This is a genomic window from Streptomyces sp. NBC_00005, assembly GCF_045160215.1.
Lineage (GTDB): Bacteria > Actinomycetota > Actinomycetes > Streptomycetales > Streptomycetaceae > Streptomyces.
The window spans coordinates 10,956,916-10,974,364 of the sequence record NZ_CP108316.1; the positions used below are offsets into that span (position 1 = coordinate 10,956,916).

Annotated in this window: 18 protein-coding genes and 6 pseudogenes; 10 read left to right on the top strand and 14 right to left on the bottom strand. The window is 67.1% G+C overall.

Annotation, left to right across the window (positions count from 1 at the left end; genetic code table 11):
* Positions 1-92: 92 nt before the first annotated feature.
* A pseudogene (locus OG303_RS50110) lies at positions 93-422 on the top strand (MFS transporter); the annotation flags it as partial.
* Between the two features lie 110 nt (positions 423-532).
* Here the strand turns inward: OG303_RS50110 and OG303_RS50115 are convergent.
* Positions 533-670 (bottom strand): hypothetical protein, encoded by a 138-nt coding sequence (locus tag OG303_RS50115; protein WP_405876915.1) that lies wholly within the window; start codon positions 668-670, stop codon positions 533-535.
* A gap of 475 nt (positions 671-1,145) precedes the next feature.
* Between OG303_RS50115 and OG303_RS50120 the strand changes: the two genes are divergently transcribed.
* The 3 genes from OG303_RS50120 (at position 1,146) to OG303_RS50130 (ending at position 3,199) form a co-directional block, all read left to right on the top strand.
* Complete coding sequence (locus OG303_RS50120) at positions 1,146-1,568, top strand: Hsp20/alpha crystallin family protein (RefSeq protein WP_405876917.1); 423 nt, start codon at positions 1,146-1,148, stop codon at positions 1,566-1,568.
* A 152-nt stretch (positions 1,569-1,720) separates the two neighbouring features.
* The gene (locus OG303_RS50125; RefSeq protein ID WP_405876919.1) at positions 1,721-2,113 is read left to right on the top strand and encodes a DUF2267 domain-containing protein; all 393 of its coding nucleotides are present in this window, start codon (positions 1,721-1,723) and stop codon (positions 2,111-2,113) included.
* A gap of 528 nt (positions 2,114-2,641) precedes the next feature.
* On the top strand, positions 2,642-3,199 hold the full coding sequence (locus OG303_RS50130) for a DoxX family protein (RefSeq protein ID WP_405876921.1): 558 nt from the start codon (positions 2,642-2,644) through the stop codon (positions 3,197-3,199).
* Positions 3,200-3,573: 374 nt separating this feature from the next.
* Here the strand turns inward: OG303_RS50130 and OG303_RS50135 are convergent, their stop codons facing one another.
* The gene (locus OG303_RS50135) at positions 3,574-3,891 is read right to left on the bottom strand and encodes a hypothetical protein (RefSeq protein WP_405876923.1); all 318 of its coding nucleotides are present in this window, start codon (positions 3,889-3,891) and stop codon (positions 3,574-3,576) included.
* Between the two features lie 56 nt (positions 3,892-3,947).
* On the opposite strand from OG303_RS50135, the gene OG303_RS50140 reads away from it, so the two are divergent.
* On the top strand, positions 3,948-4,190 hold the full coding sequence (locus OG303_RS50140) for a hypothetical protein (RefSeq protein WP_405876925.1): 243 nt from the start codon (positions 3,948-3,950) through the stop codon (positions 4,188-4,190).
* A gap of 109 nt (positions 4,191-4,299) precedes the next feature.
* On the opposite strand, the gene OG303_RS50145 is transcribed toward OG303_RS50140, so the two are convergent.
* Positions 4,300-4,560 (bottom strand): hypothetical protein, encoded by a 261-nt coding sequence (locus tag OG303_RS50145; RefSeq protein WP_405876927.1) that lies wholly within the window; start codon positions 4,558-4,560, stop codon positions 4,300-4,302.
* 39 nt (positions 4,561-4,599) lie between these two features.
* Positions 4,600-5,073: an RICIN domain-containing protein gene (locus tag OG303_RS50150; protein WP_405876929.1), complete on the bottom strand. Its 474-nt coding sequence runs from the start codon at positions 5,071-5,073 to the stop codon at positions 4,600-4,602.
* Between the two features lie 42 nt (positions 5,074-5,115).
* On the opposite strand from OG303_RS50150, the pseudogene OG303_RS50155 reads away from it, so the two are divergent.
* Positions 5,116-5,472: pseudogene (locus OG303_RS50155) on the top strand (transposase); the annotation flags it as partial.
* A gap of 149 nt (positions 5,473-5,621) precedes the next feature.
* Here OG303_RS50155 and OG303_RS50160 read toward each other — a convergent pair.
* Positions 5,622-6,569 (bottom strand): LysR family transcriptional regulator, encoded by a 948-nt coding sequence (locus OG303_RS50160; RefSeq protein ID WP_405876931.1) that lies wholly within the window; start codon positions 6,567-6,569, stop codon positions 5,622-5,624.
* Positions 6,570-6,704: 135 nt separating this feature from the next.
* Between OG303_RS50160 and OG303_RS50165 the strand changes: the two genes are divergently transcribed.
* Both OG303_RS50165 and OG303_RS50170 read left to right on the top strand, forming a co-directional pair.
* Positions 6,705-7,994, top strand: a complete 1,290-nt coding sequence (locus tag OG303_RS50165) for an MFS transporter (protein ID WP_405876933.1) — start codon at positions 6,705-6,707, stop codon at positions 7,992-7,994.
* A gap of 125 nt (positions 7,995-8,119) precedes the next feature.
* Positions 8,120-8,359, top strand: a complete 240-nt coding sequence (locus OG303_RS50170) for a helix-turn-helix domain-containing protein (RefSeq protein ID WP_405876935.1) — start codon at positions 8,120-8,122, stop codon at positions 8,357-8,359.
* Positions 8,360-8,435: 76 nt separating this feature from the next.
* Here the strand turns inward: OG303_RS50170 and OG303_RS50175 are convergent, their stop codons facing one another.
* Together OG303_RS50175 and tnpA are read right to left on the bottom strand one after the other, a co-directional pair.
* Complete coding sequence (locus OG303_RS50175; protein ID WP_405876937.1) at positions 8,436-8,654, bottom strand: hypothetical protein; 219 nt, start codon at positions 8,652-8,654, stop codon at positions 8,436-8,438.
* Between the two features lie 243 nt (positions 8,655-8,897).
* On the bottom strand, positions 8,898-9,326 hold the full coding sequence (tnpA, locus tag OG303_RS50180; RefSeq protein ID WP_405876939.1) for an IS200/IS605 family transposase: 429 nt from the start codon (positions 9,324-9,326) through the stop codon (positions 8,898-8,900).
* A 50-nt stretch (positions 9,327-9,376) separates the two neighbouring features.
* Here tnpA and OG303_RS50185 point away from each other — a divergent pair.
* Positions 9,377-10,590: pseudogene (locus tag OG303_RS50185) on the top strand (RNA-guided endonuclease InsQ/TnpB family protein).
* A 563-nt stretch (positions 10,591-11,153) separates the two neighbouring features.
* On the opposite strand, the gene OG303_RS50190 reads toward OG303_RS50185, so the two are convergent.
* Positions 11,154-11,558 carry a type II toxin-antitoxin system PemK/MazF family toxin gene (locus OG303_RS50190; RefSeq protein WP_405876941.1) on the bottom strand — a complete coding sequence of 135 codons (405 nt, stop codon included), beginning with the start codon at positions 11,556-11,558 and terminating at the stop codon, positions 11,154-11,156.
* A 109-nt stretch (positions 11,559-11,667) separates the two neighbouring features.
* Here OG303_RS50190 and OG303_RS50195 point away from each other — a divergent pair.
* Positions 11,668-11,808 (top strand): annotated as a pseudogene (locus OG303_RS50195) (IS701 family transposase); the annotation flags it as partial.
* Here the strand turns inward: OG303_RS50195 and OG303_RS50200 are convergent.
* The 6 genes and pseudogenes from OG303_RS50200 to OG303_RS50225 all read right to left on the bottom strand — a co-directional run.
* Positions 11,804-11,954: pseudogene (locus tag OG303_RS50200) on the bottom strand (winged helix-turn-helix domain-containing protein); the annotation flags it as partial. The pseudogenes OG303_RS50195 and OG303_RS50200 overlap by 5 nt on opposite strands.
* Positions 11,943-12,092, bottom strand: a pseudogene (locus OG303_RS50205) (histidine kinase); the annotation flags it as partial. The pseudogenes OG303_RS50200 and OG303_RS50205, both read right to left, overlap by 12 nt.
* Positions 12,093-12,099: 7 nt before the next feature.
* Entirely contained in the window at positions 12,100-12,417 is a 318-nt protein-coding gene (locus tag OG303_RS50210) for a PadR family transcriptional regulator (RefSeq protein ID WP_405876943.1), read from the bottom strand.
* A gap of 910 nt (positions 12,418-13,327) precedes the next feature.
* Entirely contained in the window at positions 13,328-13,570 is a 243-nt protein-coding gene (locus OG303_RS50215; RefSeq protein ID WP_405876945.1) for a hypothetical protein, read from the bottom strand.
* Positions 13,571-13,678: 108 nt separating this feature from the next.
* A complete protein-coding gene (locus OG303_RS50220) occupies positions 13,679-14,002 on the bottom strand; it encodes a hypothetical protein (protein ID WP_405876947.1) in 324 nt (107 codons plus the stop codon).
* 237 nt (positions 14,003-14,239) lie between these two features.
* Positions 14,240-17,431, bottom strand: coding sequence for a patatin-like protein (locus tag OG303_RS50225; RefSeq protein WP_405876949.1), 3,192 nt, complete (start codon positions 17,429-17,431; stop codon positions 14,240-14,242).
* Between the last annotated feature and the right edge of the window lie 18 nt (positions 17,432-17,449).

The following is a 17,449-nucleotide window of genomic DNA, read 5'->3' on the forward strand; positions in this document are numbered from 1 at the left end:
TTCGACTCGGTCGTCGACCAGCCGGACGGTCGCCTCAAGGACCGTGGCCAGCGATCCTTCGCTGCCGACCAGGAACCGTTCGAAGCGGCGTCGCTCGGGCAGCACTCTGGGGGCTGGGCGCCTCGCTCGGCTTTCCTCTCGCGCTCTCGGCCGCCGGGGAATCCGGCCCGGACCAGACGGCCCGGGTCAGTCTGGTCGCCGTCATCGGCTACGTCGCCTTTCTCGTCGGACCGCCCGGACTCGGCTTTCTCGGCGGCCACGTCGGCCTGCGCCCCGCCATGCTCGTCGTTCTGGCCTGTGTCGTATGCGCCGCCTTCCTGGCCCCCGCGGTGGAGACCAGGGCCCACACCGGGGGCTCGTCCGGGAGGCGCACCGTCGATGCCGACGTACCCGCCACGGCCGACGACGTGGGCTCGGCGTAGACCGCAGGCGACACCGTGCTCACCCCGATCACCTGGCGTTCGTCGACGGCGCTGGAGCCTGCTGGATGGCGCGGTGGCACGTACGCGCCGACGCGCGCGGACGAAGTTCGTCAGCGCCGCAGGTACGCCATGCCTCGCCAGGCGAGCGGCAGCAGTCCTGCCGCCAGGGCGGTTTTGAGCGCGTCGGTGACGAGGAACGGGGTGACGCCCAGGGCGATGGCGCGCTGGGCGCCGAGGTGCAGGTCCATGGCCAGCCACGCTGTTCCGGCCGTGACCTCGACGGACGCATCAAACGAGTCAAAGTCGATGTCGACCAGTCCTCCCAGCCGGCCCGGCGATTCGAGGTACAGGTGGTGCCCACCTGCTGGTGCTCCACAATGGGCAGGTCATCGCCCGGCAGACCGACGCGGCACCCGCGGACGTCCTGCGCTCGTGGGTCGAGGAAACCCTCCCCGGACACCGGCCCGGGCCGTCTTCGCAAGGGGCACGGGGACCGTCCCGGCCAGCCTGCGCCGGTTCGTCGACGGCGCCGACCGCGTTCTTACGGCCGCTGCCGCCGGACCTCCACGCCGTCACAGTATCCAGGGCGGCGGCACGGCAAGCCGCCCCTGAACTGGGCTTTCAGGGAAATGTGAGCCCGCACTTGTCAAGTTTTCTTCTCTGAGCTATATGAATGGTGTACGGGCATCGCAGACCGGATCCGTCGAAAGGAGATGACCAGTGATGCTCATGCGCACCGACCCGTTCCGTGAACTGGATCGACTCACCCAGCAGGCGCTCGGTACTAGGTCCTGGACCACCGCCATGCCGATGGAGGCATACCGCGCGGATGACGAATTCGTGGTCCACTTCGACATCCCGGGTGTCGACCCCGAGACCATCGACCTCGACGTCGACCGGAACGTCCTCACCGTCCGCGCCGACCGCCGCTCGCCGGCACCCGATGGTGCACAGTTGACCGCGGCCGAGCGCCCGACCGGGACGTGCAGCCGCCAGCTGTTCCTCGGCGACAGCCTCGACACCGAGCGGATCGACGCCTCGTACGACGCCGGGGTCCTCACGCTCCGCATCCCGGTGGCCGAGCAGGCCAAGCCGCGGAAGATCCAGATCTCGGGCGGCGAGCCTCCGAAGCAGATCGGCGCCTGAACCGGGCTGCACCCGGCTCCCGGCAGGAACCCTCGCTTTGCACTGCCGGGGGCCGGCAGCCGGCCCATCTCGTCCACACACCGTCTGACATCTTCGCCGGCGCCATTCGCCCGGAGCTCGGCGAACAGAACGAAAGGGAAGGGATACCAGAGATGCGATGGAGCGAACTCGTGGAGGAAGTGCGCGAGCGCGGGGAGTACCCCACCACCAAGGAGGCCGAGCGGATCACAAAGATCGTGCTCTCCACACTGGGCGGGCACCTGACCGGTCCAGCGAAGGACGATCTGGTCAAGCGGCTGCCTGTCGAGGCCGCCACGGTCATTACCGAGCAGGTACCCGTCATCAAGCCGCTGACCGGTACGCAGTTCGTCGACAGTGTGGCGGCCCGGATCGATGGAGCCACTCCCACGACTGCTCGCTGGGACGTCAGCTCGGTCCTGAGCGCGGTGGCGGACGCTGCGGGTGACGAGCTCACGGAGCGCATCATCCGTCTACTCCCGCCCGGATACGCCCTGCTGTTCGGCCGGGTCCAGCTTGCGGCCTGATCGCCCGCCGCCCAGCCCCTCCGAACTGCGGAAACTGCCCGCACGTGAGGAGTGCTGGTGCAGAGCAAGGACCAGTGGATGTGGGTGACCTGGCCTGCCACCGCCCCACGGGGCGCATCATCCCCACGAGCCTTGCGGTTGTACATTTCCTCGTCCTTGAGATGGACATTCCTCTCCGAGAGGGGTGATGGCGATGTTCCTGTCCATAGCGTCATCGGCCCTCAAGAGGTGCTGGCAAGCCCTGTTGAGGTGCAGGCAGATCCTCGACTGGTGGAGGGACGCCTTCGAGAGGTCCGGGAAGGTCCGGACCACATTGGATGACCTGATCACGGACGTGATCCTGCGGCCCCTGCGAGGAAGCCCCGCCCCAGTCAGCACAGTTGGCTCCGCGGGAGCGGCACCAAACGCCGACACCAGAGCCACGCATGTCCGGACCGGCGCAGGTCTGAGGACCTGACAGGCCCGACGTGCGTGACGTTCGCATCCCGCAATCAGGGAATCATTGGACGAGGCGAAGGAGGGGAAAGGATGGCTGTCGGACTCTTCCTTATCCGTGTCATCGTCGGAATGCTGCTCATCGGCCACGCCGCCCAGAAGCTCTTCGGCTGGTTCGGCGGGCACGGGCTCGCCGGCACGGGCACCTTCTTTGACAGCATCGGATACCGGCCAGGACGTCGCATGGCTCTGCTGGCCGGCCTCGCCGAGCTGACCGGTGGCCTGCTACTGACGCTGGGCCTGCTGACCCCGCTCGCCGCCGCCATCATCGTCGGCACGATGATCGCCGCGGCCACCACGCACATGCGAAACGGCCTGTGGGTGCAGAACGGCGGCTACGAGACCCCGCTGCTCTACGCGGTCACGGCGCTCGGAGTCGCGTTCACCGGACCCAGCGGCGTATCGCTCGACCGTCTGTTCGGGCTGAACTGGCCGTGGCCGTATGGCCTCTACGCCGCGGCGCTCGGCCTGCTCGCAGCCCTGCCGTTCGTCATGATGCGCCGACGGCGGCTGGCGAAGGAGCCGGATCAGCCGCAGCGGAACGATGTGCGGCATCCGAAGCAGCGGCTGAAGATCCGTATTCCAGTCTGACCACGACCGGGCCCCGGTGCCGTTGGAGCGCGGACGCCCCGGCACCGGGGCCTGAGTCGCGCCGGAGTTCGCCGTGTGCGTGGCCTGTGAGACTCTCCCGTACCTTCTCCTTGACGGTCCGCGGGTGTCGCGGGCTCGCGGTTGATGGTGAAGCTGCCGACGAGCCTTTCCCGCAACGGGCGGGGAGGAGGCCGGCGAAGGCTGGTACCTCATAAGAGTGGCCGGCGACGAGCACGTCGAAGTTCCGGTACCGGAACAACTTCCGGACCTCGGTGACCAGTCGCCGGTAGTGTCGTTTGCTGAGCTCGTCGGCGTTGTTGGGGATCCGGTACTCGGCCAGCCCCGCGGCGTAGTTGGGCTTACGCAGGGTCTGGTCACGGCCGCCTCTGGCTCCGGGCCTGGTCGAGGTGGTACTCCGAGACCTGGCCGCACTCCTTGCCCATCATGACCGCACAGGTGCGGCAGTACTCGTCGAGCACGCTCAGCATCGGACGCCCGTAGGGATCGGCGTCCTCGACGCGTCCGCGGGTATGCCTCGGCAGTTGCACTTCCTCGTAGACATGGTTGTCGCTGCAGGAGAAGACGGCGGCGGCACCCGGTTCACGCAGTTCCTCCCCCAGGGGACTCCTCGATCCTAGCGATGTTTCGCGGAGCGAGAGGCGTGCGGCGCGATCGAGGCAGCTGTCCTCCACGAGCGGGCCGGATACAACTGGAGGGCCGTGGCCGTTCCGTCGCGAACGTCACCGACGTGGACATCGCCGTCGTGGTCGGCATCCCACCGCAGCGGCTGGAGGTCGTCCTGGCTGACCGTTCCTCGATCCGTTCCGGCAGCGCCCGACTCATTCCCCTGCTTGCCTGCGTCGACCCCGACCTCGACAGCACCCACCGACGCATCAGCCCTCTCCCCAACCCGTTCAGCGTCCCCGGCCTCGCCGGCTACCGCCTCGTCGCCACGGCCATGCGCCTGCGGTTCGAACTGCCGCCGGGCTGACCGGAACCATGACCGTAGGCGGACGAAGTCGATCTGCGCCCATGCCAGCTCATCCCTGGCGGAAACGGCAAATGAGACGTGTGACACGGCAGTTGGGCCAGCCAAGTGATTACCGTGCCTCGGTGTTGGGCGAGGTGAGGTTGGGTGGGTAGCCCTTGGCGCGGAGCCAGGTGTCGAGGGCGAGGGCGACGATGTCGCCGTGGGGCACATCGTGGTCGGCGTTGTAGCGGCGGATGCGTTTTTGGAGCTGAAGCACATCAGGGACGGCGTAGTTGAGCTGTCCGCGCTGGGTGCGGCGATTGCTGATGATCTCCAGCGTGATCGGGTGAGGTGTGAATGGGTTTTCGGCGGGCTGGGACTGCGCTTCCAATGTGTCGGTCCCGCATTTTGAAGCGGTCGAGAGATCCGTTCAGCCGATGGTAAAGCGCTGGTTCTGGGCGCCTCGGTCGCAGCGGGCAGTGCGGTAGTAGCCGTTGTCCTGCTGGTAGAGGCAGCGGTCCGTGCCGACGCTTTGGAGCATGATGGCGCTGCGGGCGGCGGGCTGGACGGTGCGCCACTTCTGGTATGAGCCGCCGTTACAGCGCAGGGGGTAGACGTCGCCCCGGTCATTGCTGTCGAGGCAGCGGCCCCAGAAGTTGTTCTTAAGAGTGGTGCTGGTGTTGAGGCGGCCGTTCCACTGCCACAGGAGGCTGCCGCGTCCGGTGGTGCAGCGGTCGCCCTTGAGGCCGGTTTCGGAGGTCTCGCGCAGGCAGTCACCGTAGCGGTAGTTCGCGAAGCGGCTGGTGGCGGTGGCAGCCGAGGCGGGTGTGGGGGTGAGGAGGGGGAGGGCGAGGCCGGCTGCGGCGATGAGGGCGGCGAAGGCTTTCCGGGTCGGGCGGCGCACTGGGGGTCTCCTTACAGTGGTTTTCAGAGGTACATCGACAGGATCCCCGAACACCACCGCCTACGCCTGAAAAATGGGGAAAACCCCCGGATCGAGCCGCTCATGCCGGCCGATCCGGTCCGGGGACGGCGCTGGGCCGATCACCGCGGTACGTTCGAGGCCATCGCGTGGAAGTACTGCACCAACTTGCCCTGGCGGGACCTCCCCGAGGAGCTCGGCTCGTTCCAGACGGCCCATAAGTGGCTGATCAGGTGGGCCGTCGACGGCACGTGGGAGAAGATCTTCGCCGCCGTCCTCGCCGCAGCGGATGCCGTCGACGACATCGGCTGGACCGTAGTGATCACTAATCGGACAGACACATCCGATCAACTGACCAACCCATCAAAGAGACACGCTCTAGTTGTGCCGTCTCATGAGGTTGGTACCACGGTCGCGATCACAGCCTGATCGGGCCCGCCTCCTCGCGTGCAGCTGATGCCGGACGGGCGGGGAGGTTGTTGGTGTCGCCGACCAGCCGGTGCAGGAAGCCGATGATGTGCGCGTCTCGCTTATGGCCTCGAGGCTGCCCGTTGTTCCCATTTCGGTATCCAGACGTTGGTATCGGGTGAGTCTGTTCGTCTGGAGTCGAGGTAGCTGCGAAGTTCGATGAGCGCGGGATGGGGGTTGTCGTCGCGCCAGATCAGTGACATCGGGTAGACCGGTGTCGGGTCACATATCGGTATGCGCCGCAGGTCATAGCTGTCCGGCCACAGATACCGCGAGCCTTCGCCGACCAAGGTCGCCAGGTCGGAGGAGTCGGCGATCTCAGCCAGCAGTGCCTCATTCCCGAAGACGGGTCCAACCACGTCGATCGTGACGCCGAAGGTAGTGGCGAGTTCGTCGTAGTAGGCGGCCACCTCGCCGCGGGCGTCCAGGCCGGGCATCCAGATTCGGTGTCCGGCGAGTTGCCCGGGCGTGACGGCGCGGGCGCTGGCGAGCGGGTGGCGGGGTCCGACGAGGAGCTGGTGCGTCTCGTCGATCACGCGGACAGCCTTGATCCTCTCGGGCAGATGCTGCTGCGCGGGAACGCCGTGGAAGGTGGCGTCGATCGTCCCAGCTTCGACAGCGGCGATCGCTCCATCGACGTCGGCGTCCAGGGTCACGACATCCAGTTCGATCTCGGGATGCATGCGGTAGAAGTCCTGGAGAAGCCCCGCTGTCACGATCCGCCGGTTGACGACATCGACGCGTAGAGCGCGCCGGCCAGGACGGACGGACGCATCAGCCCGCTCTGCCACCCGGAGAAGTTCACGGGCGTGGGGCAGGAATGCCTGGCCGTCGATGGTGAGCTGGGCGCCGCGGGCGGTGCGGGTGAACAGGCGTACATCCAGGTCTTTCTCCAGCGCGGCGATGCGCTTGGAGACGGCCTGTTGGGTGATCGACAGCGCGGCGGCGGCTTGCTGGAACTGGCCGGCGTCCGCAGCGGCGACGAAGGTGTGCACGGCGTCGAGGTCCACGCACGTGACTCTACTGGGACAACAAAGGGTTGTGGCTCGCCGCCGGGTCGGTTGTTTGATCCCCCCTCGCCGCCATTGATTTGATTCGCAGCGATCCAACGGCGAGTTGTGTCATGCGAAAGGAAGGTGCGGAGCTTGGTGGCGAGACGATCCCTGGGGCGGCAGTTCGGCTGGCTGTGGGCGGCATATGCGGTGAGCGCCTATGGATCCGGGCTGGGGTTCGGAGCATTCCCGCTGATCGCCGTGCTGGCGTTGCATGCCGGCCCCACTGAAGTGTCCGCGCTGTCCGCGGTGGGGCCCGCGGTGGGCGCGCTGATCGCGGTGCCACTCGCGCCGTGGGTGGAGTTTCGGCGTAGGCGCCCGGTCATGATCGCGATGGACCTGACCCGGTTTGCGGTCATGGCGACGATCCCGGTCGCCTACGCCTTCGGTCGGCTCAGTTTCGTCCAGCTGCTCGTGATCTCGGCCGTGGTCGCCGCAGCCAAGATCGCTTTCAACGCGGCCAGCGGCGCCTACCTCAAGGCCCTCGTCCGGCCAGATGACCTGCTCGTGGCCAACGCGCGGTTCGAGTCCACGAACTGGAGTTCCATCGCGGTGGGGCCACCGCTGGGCGGGGCGGCGATCGGCCTGTTCGGGCCGGTCACCACCGTGGTGGCCGACGCGCTCAGCTACCTGCTCTCCGCGCTGGGCATCACCGCGATCCGCGGCCAGGAAGAAGCGCCGCGAACGACCGACAAGAGCCCGCTCCGGGCGGGCGCACTGCTCGACGGCTGGCGGCACATCATGGGGCACCACGGTTTGCGGGCGCTCTACCTCAACAACATGCTCGTCGGCGGTCTGATCATGGCCACCGAGCCGCTGCTGGCCGTGCTCCTGCTTCGCCAGCTCGGGTTCCCACCCTGGCAGTACGGCCTCGCCTTCGCCGCTCCCTGTGTCGGCGGACTCATCGGCTCGCGGCTGGCCCGCCGTGTCGTGGCCCGCTACGGCCAGCACGCGGTCTTCCGGACCGTCGGCACCCTGCGCGCCATCTGGCTGATCGGCCTGGCCTTCGTCCGTCCCGGCGTCGTCGGCCTCGTCACCGTGATAGCTGTCGAGCTGGCGATCATCATCAACATGAGCCTGTACACCCCGGTGCTCGCCACCTACCGGCTCGAACGCACCCCCAAGCAGCTCGTCGCCCGCACCCTGTCGGCCTGGTCGATCGGTCAGCAGGCGTCCATCGCCATCCTCACTGCGCTCGCCGGACTGCTCGCCGACGTCACCAGCCCACGCACCGCCCTCACGGTCGCGGGACTGCTCATCCTCACCAGCCCGCTGCTACTGCCCCGCCGCCGGCATCCCGCGCCCATAGACGACCGTGAACTGGCCACATCCGGCTCAGGCCCTCAACAACCGATCCCAGGCAGTACGCCAGAACAGCCATGACCGCAAGATCGCCAAGCTCGTCGGCGCAGCACCAGCACGTGTCAGATGCGCATGGTGCAGCACGGCAGCGGCCGTGAAGGCCCCGGGACAGCCCGGTCCGGCATGTCCAGCCAGTACGGGGGAACATGGCCGGCCACCCCAACGCTCCGCTGACCCCGGAGGGACGGCTACGCCTGTGCCTGCGCATCGACACCGGGCGGCCGATCGCGCACGTCGCCGTCGAAGCCGGGATCTCCCGACGCTGCCTGGCCAAGTGGTACGCCCGCCGGCGAGCCCACGGAGAGGAGGGGCATCGGCCGCCGGAACCGATCGACACGTTCCCGCAGCAGCTCACGATCGAGGATCTCGCGGAACCAACCTCATGAGACATCACACCTAGTCGCCCAGCGAAACCGCGGCCAGCCCGCTTGCCCCTCCCGAAAGCGCGAAAGGGACACCAACTTACGTATCGCCTCTCAGCTCCTGAGCTGCATCGATCACGCTGTCCACCACCTCGGTCACCGGCTTGGACGCATCGATGATCGTCGCGCCACGGCTTTCGTAGATCGCTCGCATCCGAGGATTCCACTTCAAGGCCGCTGCGAGCTCTTCGGGATGTTGACCGAATGCGTTCGTAGTGCGGGTCGCGAGCCGGTGGCGGAGGGTGTCCTCGTCGATCACCAGGCACACGATGACGTCGAAAAGGTCGCGGACGTCTGCCTCGTTCTCCGCCGACCCGCACAAGAACGCGATTTGGAAACGAGACTCCGCGACGAGAGTCTCAACGCGCTCGCGGACAATCGCCCACCCGTATCGATCAAGCCAGCCCCCGGGAACCGGATACGGAGGATCCATCCCTCTCTTCGGAGGGAATCCCTGCCTTTAGGCGGGGAGGGAATCCGATCTCAGGACTGCTCTGACAGGTTACGAAGGACGTTTTTGCTGCTCGATGTACTGACGGACGATCGACAGCGGAGCCCCGCCACATGATCCGGCGAAGTAGGAGCCAGACCAGAACCGGCCGTGCAGGATGAAGCGGTTGACGCGGCCGGTGAACTCTTGGCGCAGGTAGCGCGAGGAGACGCCCTTGAGCGAGTTGACCAGGTTCGAGAGGGCGACCTTGGGCGGGTAGTGCACCAGGAGGTGCACATGGTCGCCCTCCCCGTTGAACTCGGTCAGGTCCGCGCCGAAGTCGGTGCACACGTTCCGCATGATCTCTTCGCAGCGCGTCAGCATGTCGTCGTTGAAGACTTCACGCCGGTACTTGGTCACGAAAACCAAGTGGACATGAAGGTTGTAGACGACGTGACGGCCCCGGCGGATATCGGTGTTTGGTTCCCAGCGCGGTGACATGAACCAAGCGTAGTATGATCGACGGACTCGACCGGAAGGGGGTGGGCTGGATGATCCGCGCGTACACGTTCCTCATGCGGCCCACCGTGGGCCAGGCCGCTGCGCTCGCCGTGATGCTGGCCGATCACTGCTCCCTCTACAACGGAGCCTTGCAAGAACGTCGCGACGCCTACCGACACGCCTCGAAGACGAGCGTGAAGTACGGGCAGCAGTCCGGACAGCTCAAGGACATCCGGGCTTTCGACCCGGAGCGTCAGGGCCGGTGGTCGTTCTCCAGCCAGCAGGCGACACTTCGCCGTCTGGACAAGGCGTTCGCCGCGTTCTTCCGCCGTATCAAGTCCGGTGATACGCCCGGCTACCCGCGCTTTCGCGGGGTGAACTGGTTCGACACGGTGGACTTCCCCAAGGACGGGGACGGCTGCCGCTGGGACTCCACCCCGCACGATCCCGTGCCCGCGTCCGGCTCCAGGGTGTCGGGCACGTCAAGGTCAACCAGCACCGGCCGGTGGTCGGCAAGGTCAAGACCGTGTCCGTCAAGCGTGAGGGCCGCAGGTGGTACGTCGTCATCACCGCCGAGCAGCCCCGGCCCGAGCCGCTGCCCAAGACCGGCAGCGTGGTCGGCATCGACCTCGGCATCGCCTCGTTCCTGACCACATCCAACGGCGTACACGTCGCCAACCCGCGCCACGCCCGCAAGGCTGCCGCCAAGCTGGAGGCCGCACAGTGGGCACTGTCCCGGTATCCGAGCCGCAAGGCGAAGAACCGCACCAACAACCACCAGCGGGCCGTAGAGCGCGTCGCGGCCCTGCACGGCAAGGTGCGACGTCAGCGCCTCGACCACGCGCACAAGACCGCGCACGCCCTGGTCGCCGAGCACGATTTTATCGCGCACGAAGACCTCAAGATCCGCAACATGAGCAAGACCGTCACACCGAAGCCCGACCCCGACAAGCCGGGCGCGTTCCTGCCCAACGGGGCCGCCGCCAAGACAGGTCTGAACCGCTCGATCGCTGATGCCGGTTGGGGGGTGTTCCTGACGATCCTGCACGCCAAGGCTGAAAGCGCCGGGCGGGAAGTGATCGCCGTGGACCCCCGTAACACCTCCCGCCAGTGCCCCGAATGCGGGCACACCGCGAAGGAGAACCGGCCCACACAGGAGAAGTTCCACTGCATCTCGTGCGACCACCGGGCGCACGCCGACGTCGTGGGAGCAACCAACGTTCTACGGGCCGGGCTGGTCCGTCGCGACGCCAACCCGGCATAGCGAGAAGCCACCCCGTTTACGGGGTGGAGGAGTCACAACGACCTCGCCCTCAGCTCGAGCTCGGTCGATCCAGCGACTGAAGCCGTCCTCGTCGGCGTCGAGCGCGACGTAGCCACGCGCCCGCAACACCCCGCAGACCGTGGACTTACTAGTCCCTGAATTGCCCGTCACCCACACCAATGCCACGCCGCCAGCGTAGACATGCCCACCCCGGGCCAGCGGCGCTATCGCCGCGACCAGGCAAGGTGCAGATTCGACCGAGTAGTTGCTCCGGCACAGCCGGTGGACGGTCAAAGCCCCAGCTCAGCTACCCTGCCACGTGCGTCAAGCACGCCATCGCGACCGGTCACTCAGCCGAAGCTACACCCAGGCTGAAACAGACAGTGACTCACATACCGCCCTCTCAGAACATCCAGCAGGGCACCCGACATCGGCGCGGCGGGTTAGTACTCCAGCCGTAGTTCGTGATCTCGATGGTGAGGAGGGCCGAGGAGACAGCTGGTCAGTGTCGATCATCTGGACGAGACCGGCCACGCCATCAGGAACGTCCGTTCCTTCTCCGCCTACCCGAATCCACCGAGACGGAGGGCGTCCCTTATCTCGCTGAGCTTCGCGATCGTCGCCGGGGTCCACTCCTTCGCCTGTCCACCGAGGCGGAGGGCGTCCTCAATCTCGCTGAGCTTCGCGGGGGAGAGGGCGCCTGCCCGCTCGATTAGGTCGTCCCGGGACACGGTGGTCAGCCACGTGCAGGGGGTAAAGCCCGGACGCGGGAACGCGAACCGCAGCACGCCTTCAAAGGGCAGCCCTTCCACGGCGCCTACTGCCACTTCGACGCCCATGCCGCTGATGTCGACGCCCGCCGGAGCGACGATCTGCATCACCCGGATCCCGGACGCGTCGTCTCCCGACAGCAGTACGACCAGCCGCCGCTCGTCGAACTCGGCCCACCAGACTTCGCCACGTTGCACATGTCCTCCTGACACAGGACGGCAGACGGTCGCCGCACGACCCTGACGCGCTGTGGAGACGGGTACGGCCACCGTTGATCATCGGTGTGTGAAGACTGAAGATCATGCGGTGGCCGCAGGTCACAGCGTAGACCCTGCCCGCTGGCAGGAGGAGTTCGAGGGTTTGATGAGCCGGATCGCAGGCCGGTTCACCCGGGTCGAACCCCGGCGGCGGGTCCGGCGGTTGGTACTCGGTCTGCTGTCGGAGGTGGGTCCGGTCCCCTCCCAACTGGTGCGCCACACCTTGCTGATGATCTGCTCCCGGCGGAAGACGACTCCGGGGCGCTGCGCCAGCAGGGCGAGAAGGTCGAACTCCTTGCGAGTCAGTTGGACAACCGAAACGTCCACGCTGATGCGCAGCACCAGCGCGGCAAGCAGGTTGCGCAGTTGGTGCGAGGCGTCGGCGACGAAGGCGCGCTGCTGCTCCAGGACGGCCTCGACGTTGTCCGCCATTTCGTTGAACGCCCGCGCCAGGCGCCTGAGTTCCGGCGGTCGCGCCCGGCTACAAGCCCCGGGGTTTCCAGCCCCGTTCGTCGCGAATCGAGTCACGCGCCGACAGAACATTGGCCGCCTCCTGGTTGCCCACTTCTGTGAGTTCGTAGAAGCGGCGCACGGGGCCACGATGGTTCGGGGCGGTTTCCTCCTGGCTGGTGACCCAGCCATGTTCGGTGAGCCGTTTGAGGATGGGGTAGACGGTGCCGGGGCCGAGGTCGGCCTCGCGGCAGATCTCGAGGCCCCAGGTCGGTACTTCTTCCTTCTTCGCTGCTAGCAGGACCCTCATGACAGCGATCATCGGCGCGGTGAGTCGGAAGGGCGTCATGCCCTTCACTATATATCGAGTACGAATATATCGAGTACGAAAAAATCTGCCTGTGAACCGCGGACAGAGCGGCGGCGACATGGTTGTCGTCCTCGACGAGGAGCAGTCTCATCCGGACCTCCTCCGGCTCATCAGCCGCATGGTCAGGATGGATACAGAACGCCTGCTCGCGCGCGTGCACCAGTGCAGTCACGCTGGTGAACGACGGCGCCGTCAAGTGGGTTCCGGCTTGAGTTACCCGGCCCCATACACGGCCGCGCGCAGCCGCTACGGCACGTGTCGGATGGCCACCGGATCGTGATGCTCAAATTCCCCTCAGATGTAATGACGCAGGTCATTGGGTGTTACTACTGTCCTCCGCACCGAGAAGGACTGGGATCCCAACCCGTCGGCTCATCGAGCAAGATCGCGAAAGGAGTTGGGGCAACGTGAACTTAAACGAGTCCGGGTCGCAGACGCCGAGGGGAAGGTGCGGGTGGGGCAAGCGGGCTGCACGGTGGTTCCACCGTCGTCGGCACCTGATGGCTCTCAACGCGCTCCGCGGAGCCTCGTACGGGGTAGGGACCAGCGTCGTCGGGCTAATTGTGTGGTGGATCGAGTCCCGCTACTGAAGCAGAGTCACGACGGCGGGCCGCCCGCCTCAAAGAGGCAGGCCCGCCGTCGTGGACGCAGACCGGGAGGCGAAACGACTGAACCTGCTCCATCAGCAGGCAGACTGCCCATCGATGGGCCCACCGGCTCTCCAGCACGGGCACACCTTGCCAGGCAGGCACGACACCGAAGGCGCCATCGGCCCCTTCCGGCACGGCAGCCATCCATCGGCGCGGGCCGCGCACCCGGCTTCCACTGCGCCGAAGGCTGTGAGGTCCATGAGGCTCACAGCCTGTTCCCGCAGGAAAACGGGGTGAGTTTATGAGGTCTGTGAGGGTGTGAGGTGGAGCTCGCGCCCATGCTTCCGTACGCCCCGGCCCGGCCCGCCGGCCCGGAGGACGATGGGGACATGGGCACCCGCGACCAGGACCAGGACGACGTCGCCGAACCTGTCCTCGCCGCCCTGCGCGCCCTCGTCGACGACCTCGCCGCCAGAAGGCACGCGATCGGCGAGCTGAGAAGGTGTGTTGCCGTTGCCACTGCTGGCAGATGTCCACGACATCCCAAGTTCTGACGTGCAGGGGGTCGGCGACCCGCTGGGCGAGCGGGGGTGCGGGACCTTCGAGCTGCCGTACGGAGGCCTCACCGACTCTCCGGCTACCTCACGGCCCTACCGCCCCAAGCGGACCCGACCCGCGCTGCTGCCCGGCTTCTCCGGCACCACTACCTCCGCCCGATGCTCCTGGCACGGGTAGTAGTCGTACGTCTCGGCCGCTGCCGGGTGCTCCTCGAGCACTGCATTGTCCAGGGCCGAGCGCGCTGCATCCAACGCGTCGATCGCCACCTGCAGTTGCTTCGCCGGAAGCGCCCTCGGTCCGGTCTGCGGGTACGCCTTCGCCAACGCGGTCTGCTCGTCCACCAAGTGGGTCCGCACGCCGGAGAGGACCTGGCCCAGGCGCAGGTGCTCGGGGTGGGGGAGACCGCGCTTCGTCATCGTGCTGTTCCTCGGTTCGGGGTTGGGCGCAGCGTGCGCCGTACTGCGGTGCGGAGTTCAGATCAGCCGGGCGTTCCGACTGCTCGGCATCGATCCATCTTGTGCGCGAGACACCGGCCCGGCTGCAAGCCGCTCAGGGGCATCGCTGGGCCGCTACCGCGTCGGGCGCCGACGTCTGTCGATGCTTGAATGCGCGGAAGTCCGGGGGTGCCGTCTGTGGATTGCGGGGCTTTGCTGTCATGTCGCTGATCCTCGTTTGGATGGGCGTGAGGCGCGGGCGATCCACCAGCCGAGCAGGATGACGAGGATGACGACAGCAGCTTTGATTAGGAAGCCGAGCAGGTTGTCTGGGCCGTGGTCGCGTACCTGCCATGTCAGGTAGGCGGCGAGGACGGCGAGTATCAGCAGGGCGAGCGGGAGCAGACGCCATCCGACGGGCCGTGTGTATGCGGTGAGCAGGGCGGCCGTCGACCAGCCGGCGGTGAGGAGCAGGGCTCCCGCCAGGGGAACCACCAGCGGCACGGCGGGCACGACGAGCGAGACGCCGAGCAGGGCTCCACCGACGGCGAGAACGAGATGCACGGTGTTGCGGCCGATGTTGCTGCCGCGGGTCAGGAAGGCCACCATGGCCCAGACGGCCAGGGTGTATCCGCGGAAGGCATCGAGCACGGTGCCGATGGGTTTGATTTTGTTGAGGAATCCGGATGAGGTGGCCGTGCGTGCCACGTTGGCGGTGACGGCGGCGGCCTGGGCTACGGTGCGGGCGAAGTAGTCGCTGCCGTGGTCGTCCCGGATCGTCTGCCGGCCGATGTCCGCTGCCAGGCTCCACTGGTCCCATAGGTCCTGCGGTGACAAGGGTGTTCGCTTGGCGTCGTAGCAGGCCAGCCACTCCCGTCCTGCTCGTGTGATGCTTCTGACGTCGGTCTTATTTTCACCCTCTCCGTCACTTTTTGTCTGAGCCTCATCCTTTTCAGTTTTCGCTTCTTCTGCGATGCCGGCTGTTTCACGGCGGAGCGCGGCGGCGAGGGAGCCCAGGTCCTCGCGCAGGATGCGTAGTTGGAGCGATTGGGTGATGGCCTCGATGCACGTGTTCAGCCGGGGATCGGGCGAGGCCGGATCCAAGCCGGCGGCAGCGGCCGGAGGGACGAGGTGGTCTGTGACATAGCCGTGGACCTGCTCCTCCACGCGCTGCCAATGCTGCTTCAGCCATTCCCGGTCGCCACGATTGTCGGCCGCCACGGCACAGGCACGAAGATCTCGCACCATCTCCTGTGGTGAGCCGTACACGGTACCGAGCTGGCGCAGCCGTTCCGGCGACATCAGCATCCGTACGATGTGGGCGGCGCCGTCCAAACGACCGTGGATCCAGTCGTTGACCCGCCAGGACGACCGCCAGAAGGCACCGAAGTGGTGCAGCTGCCTGCCGGTGATCAGGGTGGGATTTTTGGCGGAGAACTGGATCAGCTCGACCTCTTGCTCGACGTCCGGGGCTGCTCCCGAGAAGGCGAGCTGGACCACCTCCAGCCGGAGCATGCGGCCCAGCACGATCTCAGGGGAGGCGGCCTTGTTGTGGTGCGGGGCAAGCAAGCAGTCGTAGAGGGCTTGGAGACGACCCTGCTCAGATCCGTCCGGGTCGAGGGTGGCGTTGCCGCTCCCAACGATCTCGCCGAGGGAGTCGGCGCAGTCCGCGAGATGACGGGCGAGGTCTGCGGCCTGGCCGTACTGTCGGCGATGACGCTCGGCTACGCCGACAGGTTGTTGCTCGTCCCAGGCGGTCAGTGCGGTGCGCAGCCACCCACGGAGTTGCGCTGTGTTGCTTGCCCGCCCCAGGGCGTCGGTGGCGCGGGCCGGAATCGGGTCCGCAAGGCGGGCGGCAGCGGCTGCCCAATAGGTCTCGAGATTGAGCCCGTCGGCCTTGACGTCTTTGAAGACGTCGCTGATCCGGGCGCGGGCCGTCACGATGCCGGCTCTCCCGGTCGACTTCAGGGGGGCCAGCCACACCGCACGCTTGAGCACGTCGACGGCCATGTCACGAAGCCGCAGGACCGTGCTCTGGCCCCAGTCCCAGGCCGCTTCAGCGCGCTCTACAGCCTCCCCCAGCCCGGGCTGGGGGATGAAGGACACGGCTGCTTCCTGCTCGTCCTCCTCGAGGAGCGAGCGGATCTGGGCGACCAGGTCCGTCTCGCTCCAACGGCCCGCTCCCTCACAGTGTTGGCCGACGGCCAGGAGCCGGCCGATGGTACGCGCGGCGTTGTCAATGCGGACCTCGATATACGCGGGCCATGCGGCCGTGGCCAAGGATCCGGCATCCTGCACCAGCGCGGTGGCGAACCGGTCGCGGGCTCGGCGGCGGATGTGCGCCGCAGCGTTGCGGCGGCGGATCTCCTCCAGCTCGCGCGAGACGGAGTCCGTGGCACGCAGCCGGGTGAGCACGCCCAGCAGTACCTGCGGAGCAGTTGGCCCGGGCGGAGGGGACGTCACACCCTCGGGGTTGGGCAGTGCGGCGGACTGCTCCTGTGGCGGCTGCTCTCCCGGATCGGGGACGACATACGCCAGCACGCGCCGCACCTGCAGCTGGGCAGGCTGGCGATAGACGGCTTCCAGGGCCGGCCGGACAGGCTTGTTGAGCAGCAGGCCGCCGTCGACGACGTACTGCGAGTCACGAAAGTTGACCGCACCGGCTTGTGACCGCCAGGAGCCCTCGCCGCCCCCATGGTCGGACGACACCTGAACCCAGTGCGGCTCGAACGCGCCGGGGAAGGAGGAAGTGCAGCGGGCCGCTGCAGCCAGCTCGTCCACCGCACTCTCGGCATTCAGGTCGCAAACCGTGCCATCGGGTGAACCGTCGGCCCGCCAGCCGAAACAAAACCGTGCATCGCGATCCACCTCGGTGATGCGCACGCCCATGTCGTCGCTGAACGAGGTCTGGCGGCCGCGCCACAGGGTGCCGGTCAAAATCAGCTCCACCGACGTGGGCCCCTGACAGGCATCCACGGCGGCCGCGTCCCCTTCCGCAATGTTGCGCAGTGCCCGGGTGACCTGCGGGAGGAAATAGGCGTCGCCCTTGAGTACAGACGGCGGGTGCTTCTCGAAAGCGTCGCGCAGGAGCCTGCCGATGGCGGCCTCGTCACGCCACAGATCCCGCATCGCCTCAATACCGGTGCGGCGGGCGAGTCCCAGGGCCAGGAAGGCGCCGTTGATACCGCCGGCCGACGTGCCGGCCACCACATCCACACTGGCCTTGGCCTGCAGCATCTTGAGCAGCGGCAGGTAAGCACGGCAGGTCCCGTACCGGGCTGTTGCCAGCCTGTGCAGTTCCAAGGTGACCCCGCTGATCCACACAGCGAGGCTGACTCCGCCGTTCATCACCACGGCCAGACGGATGTCCTGGACGTCGGCATCCTTCACACCGTCAACCGGATCGGGCATCCGAACCCCCTCATAATG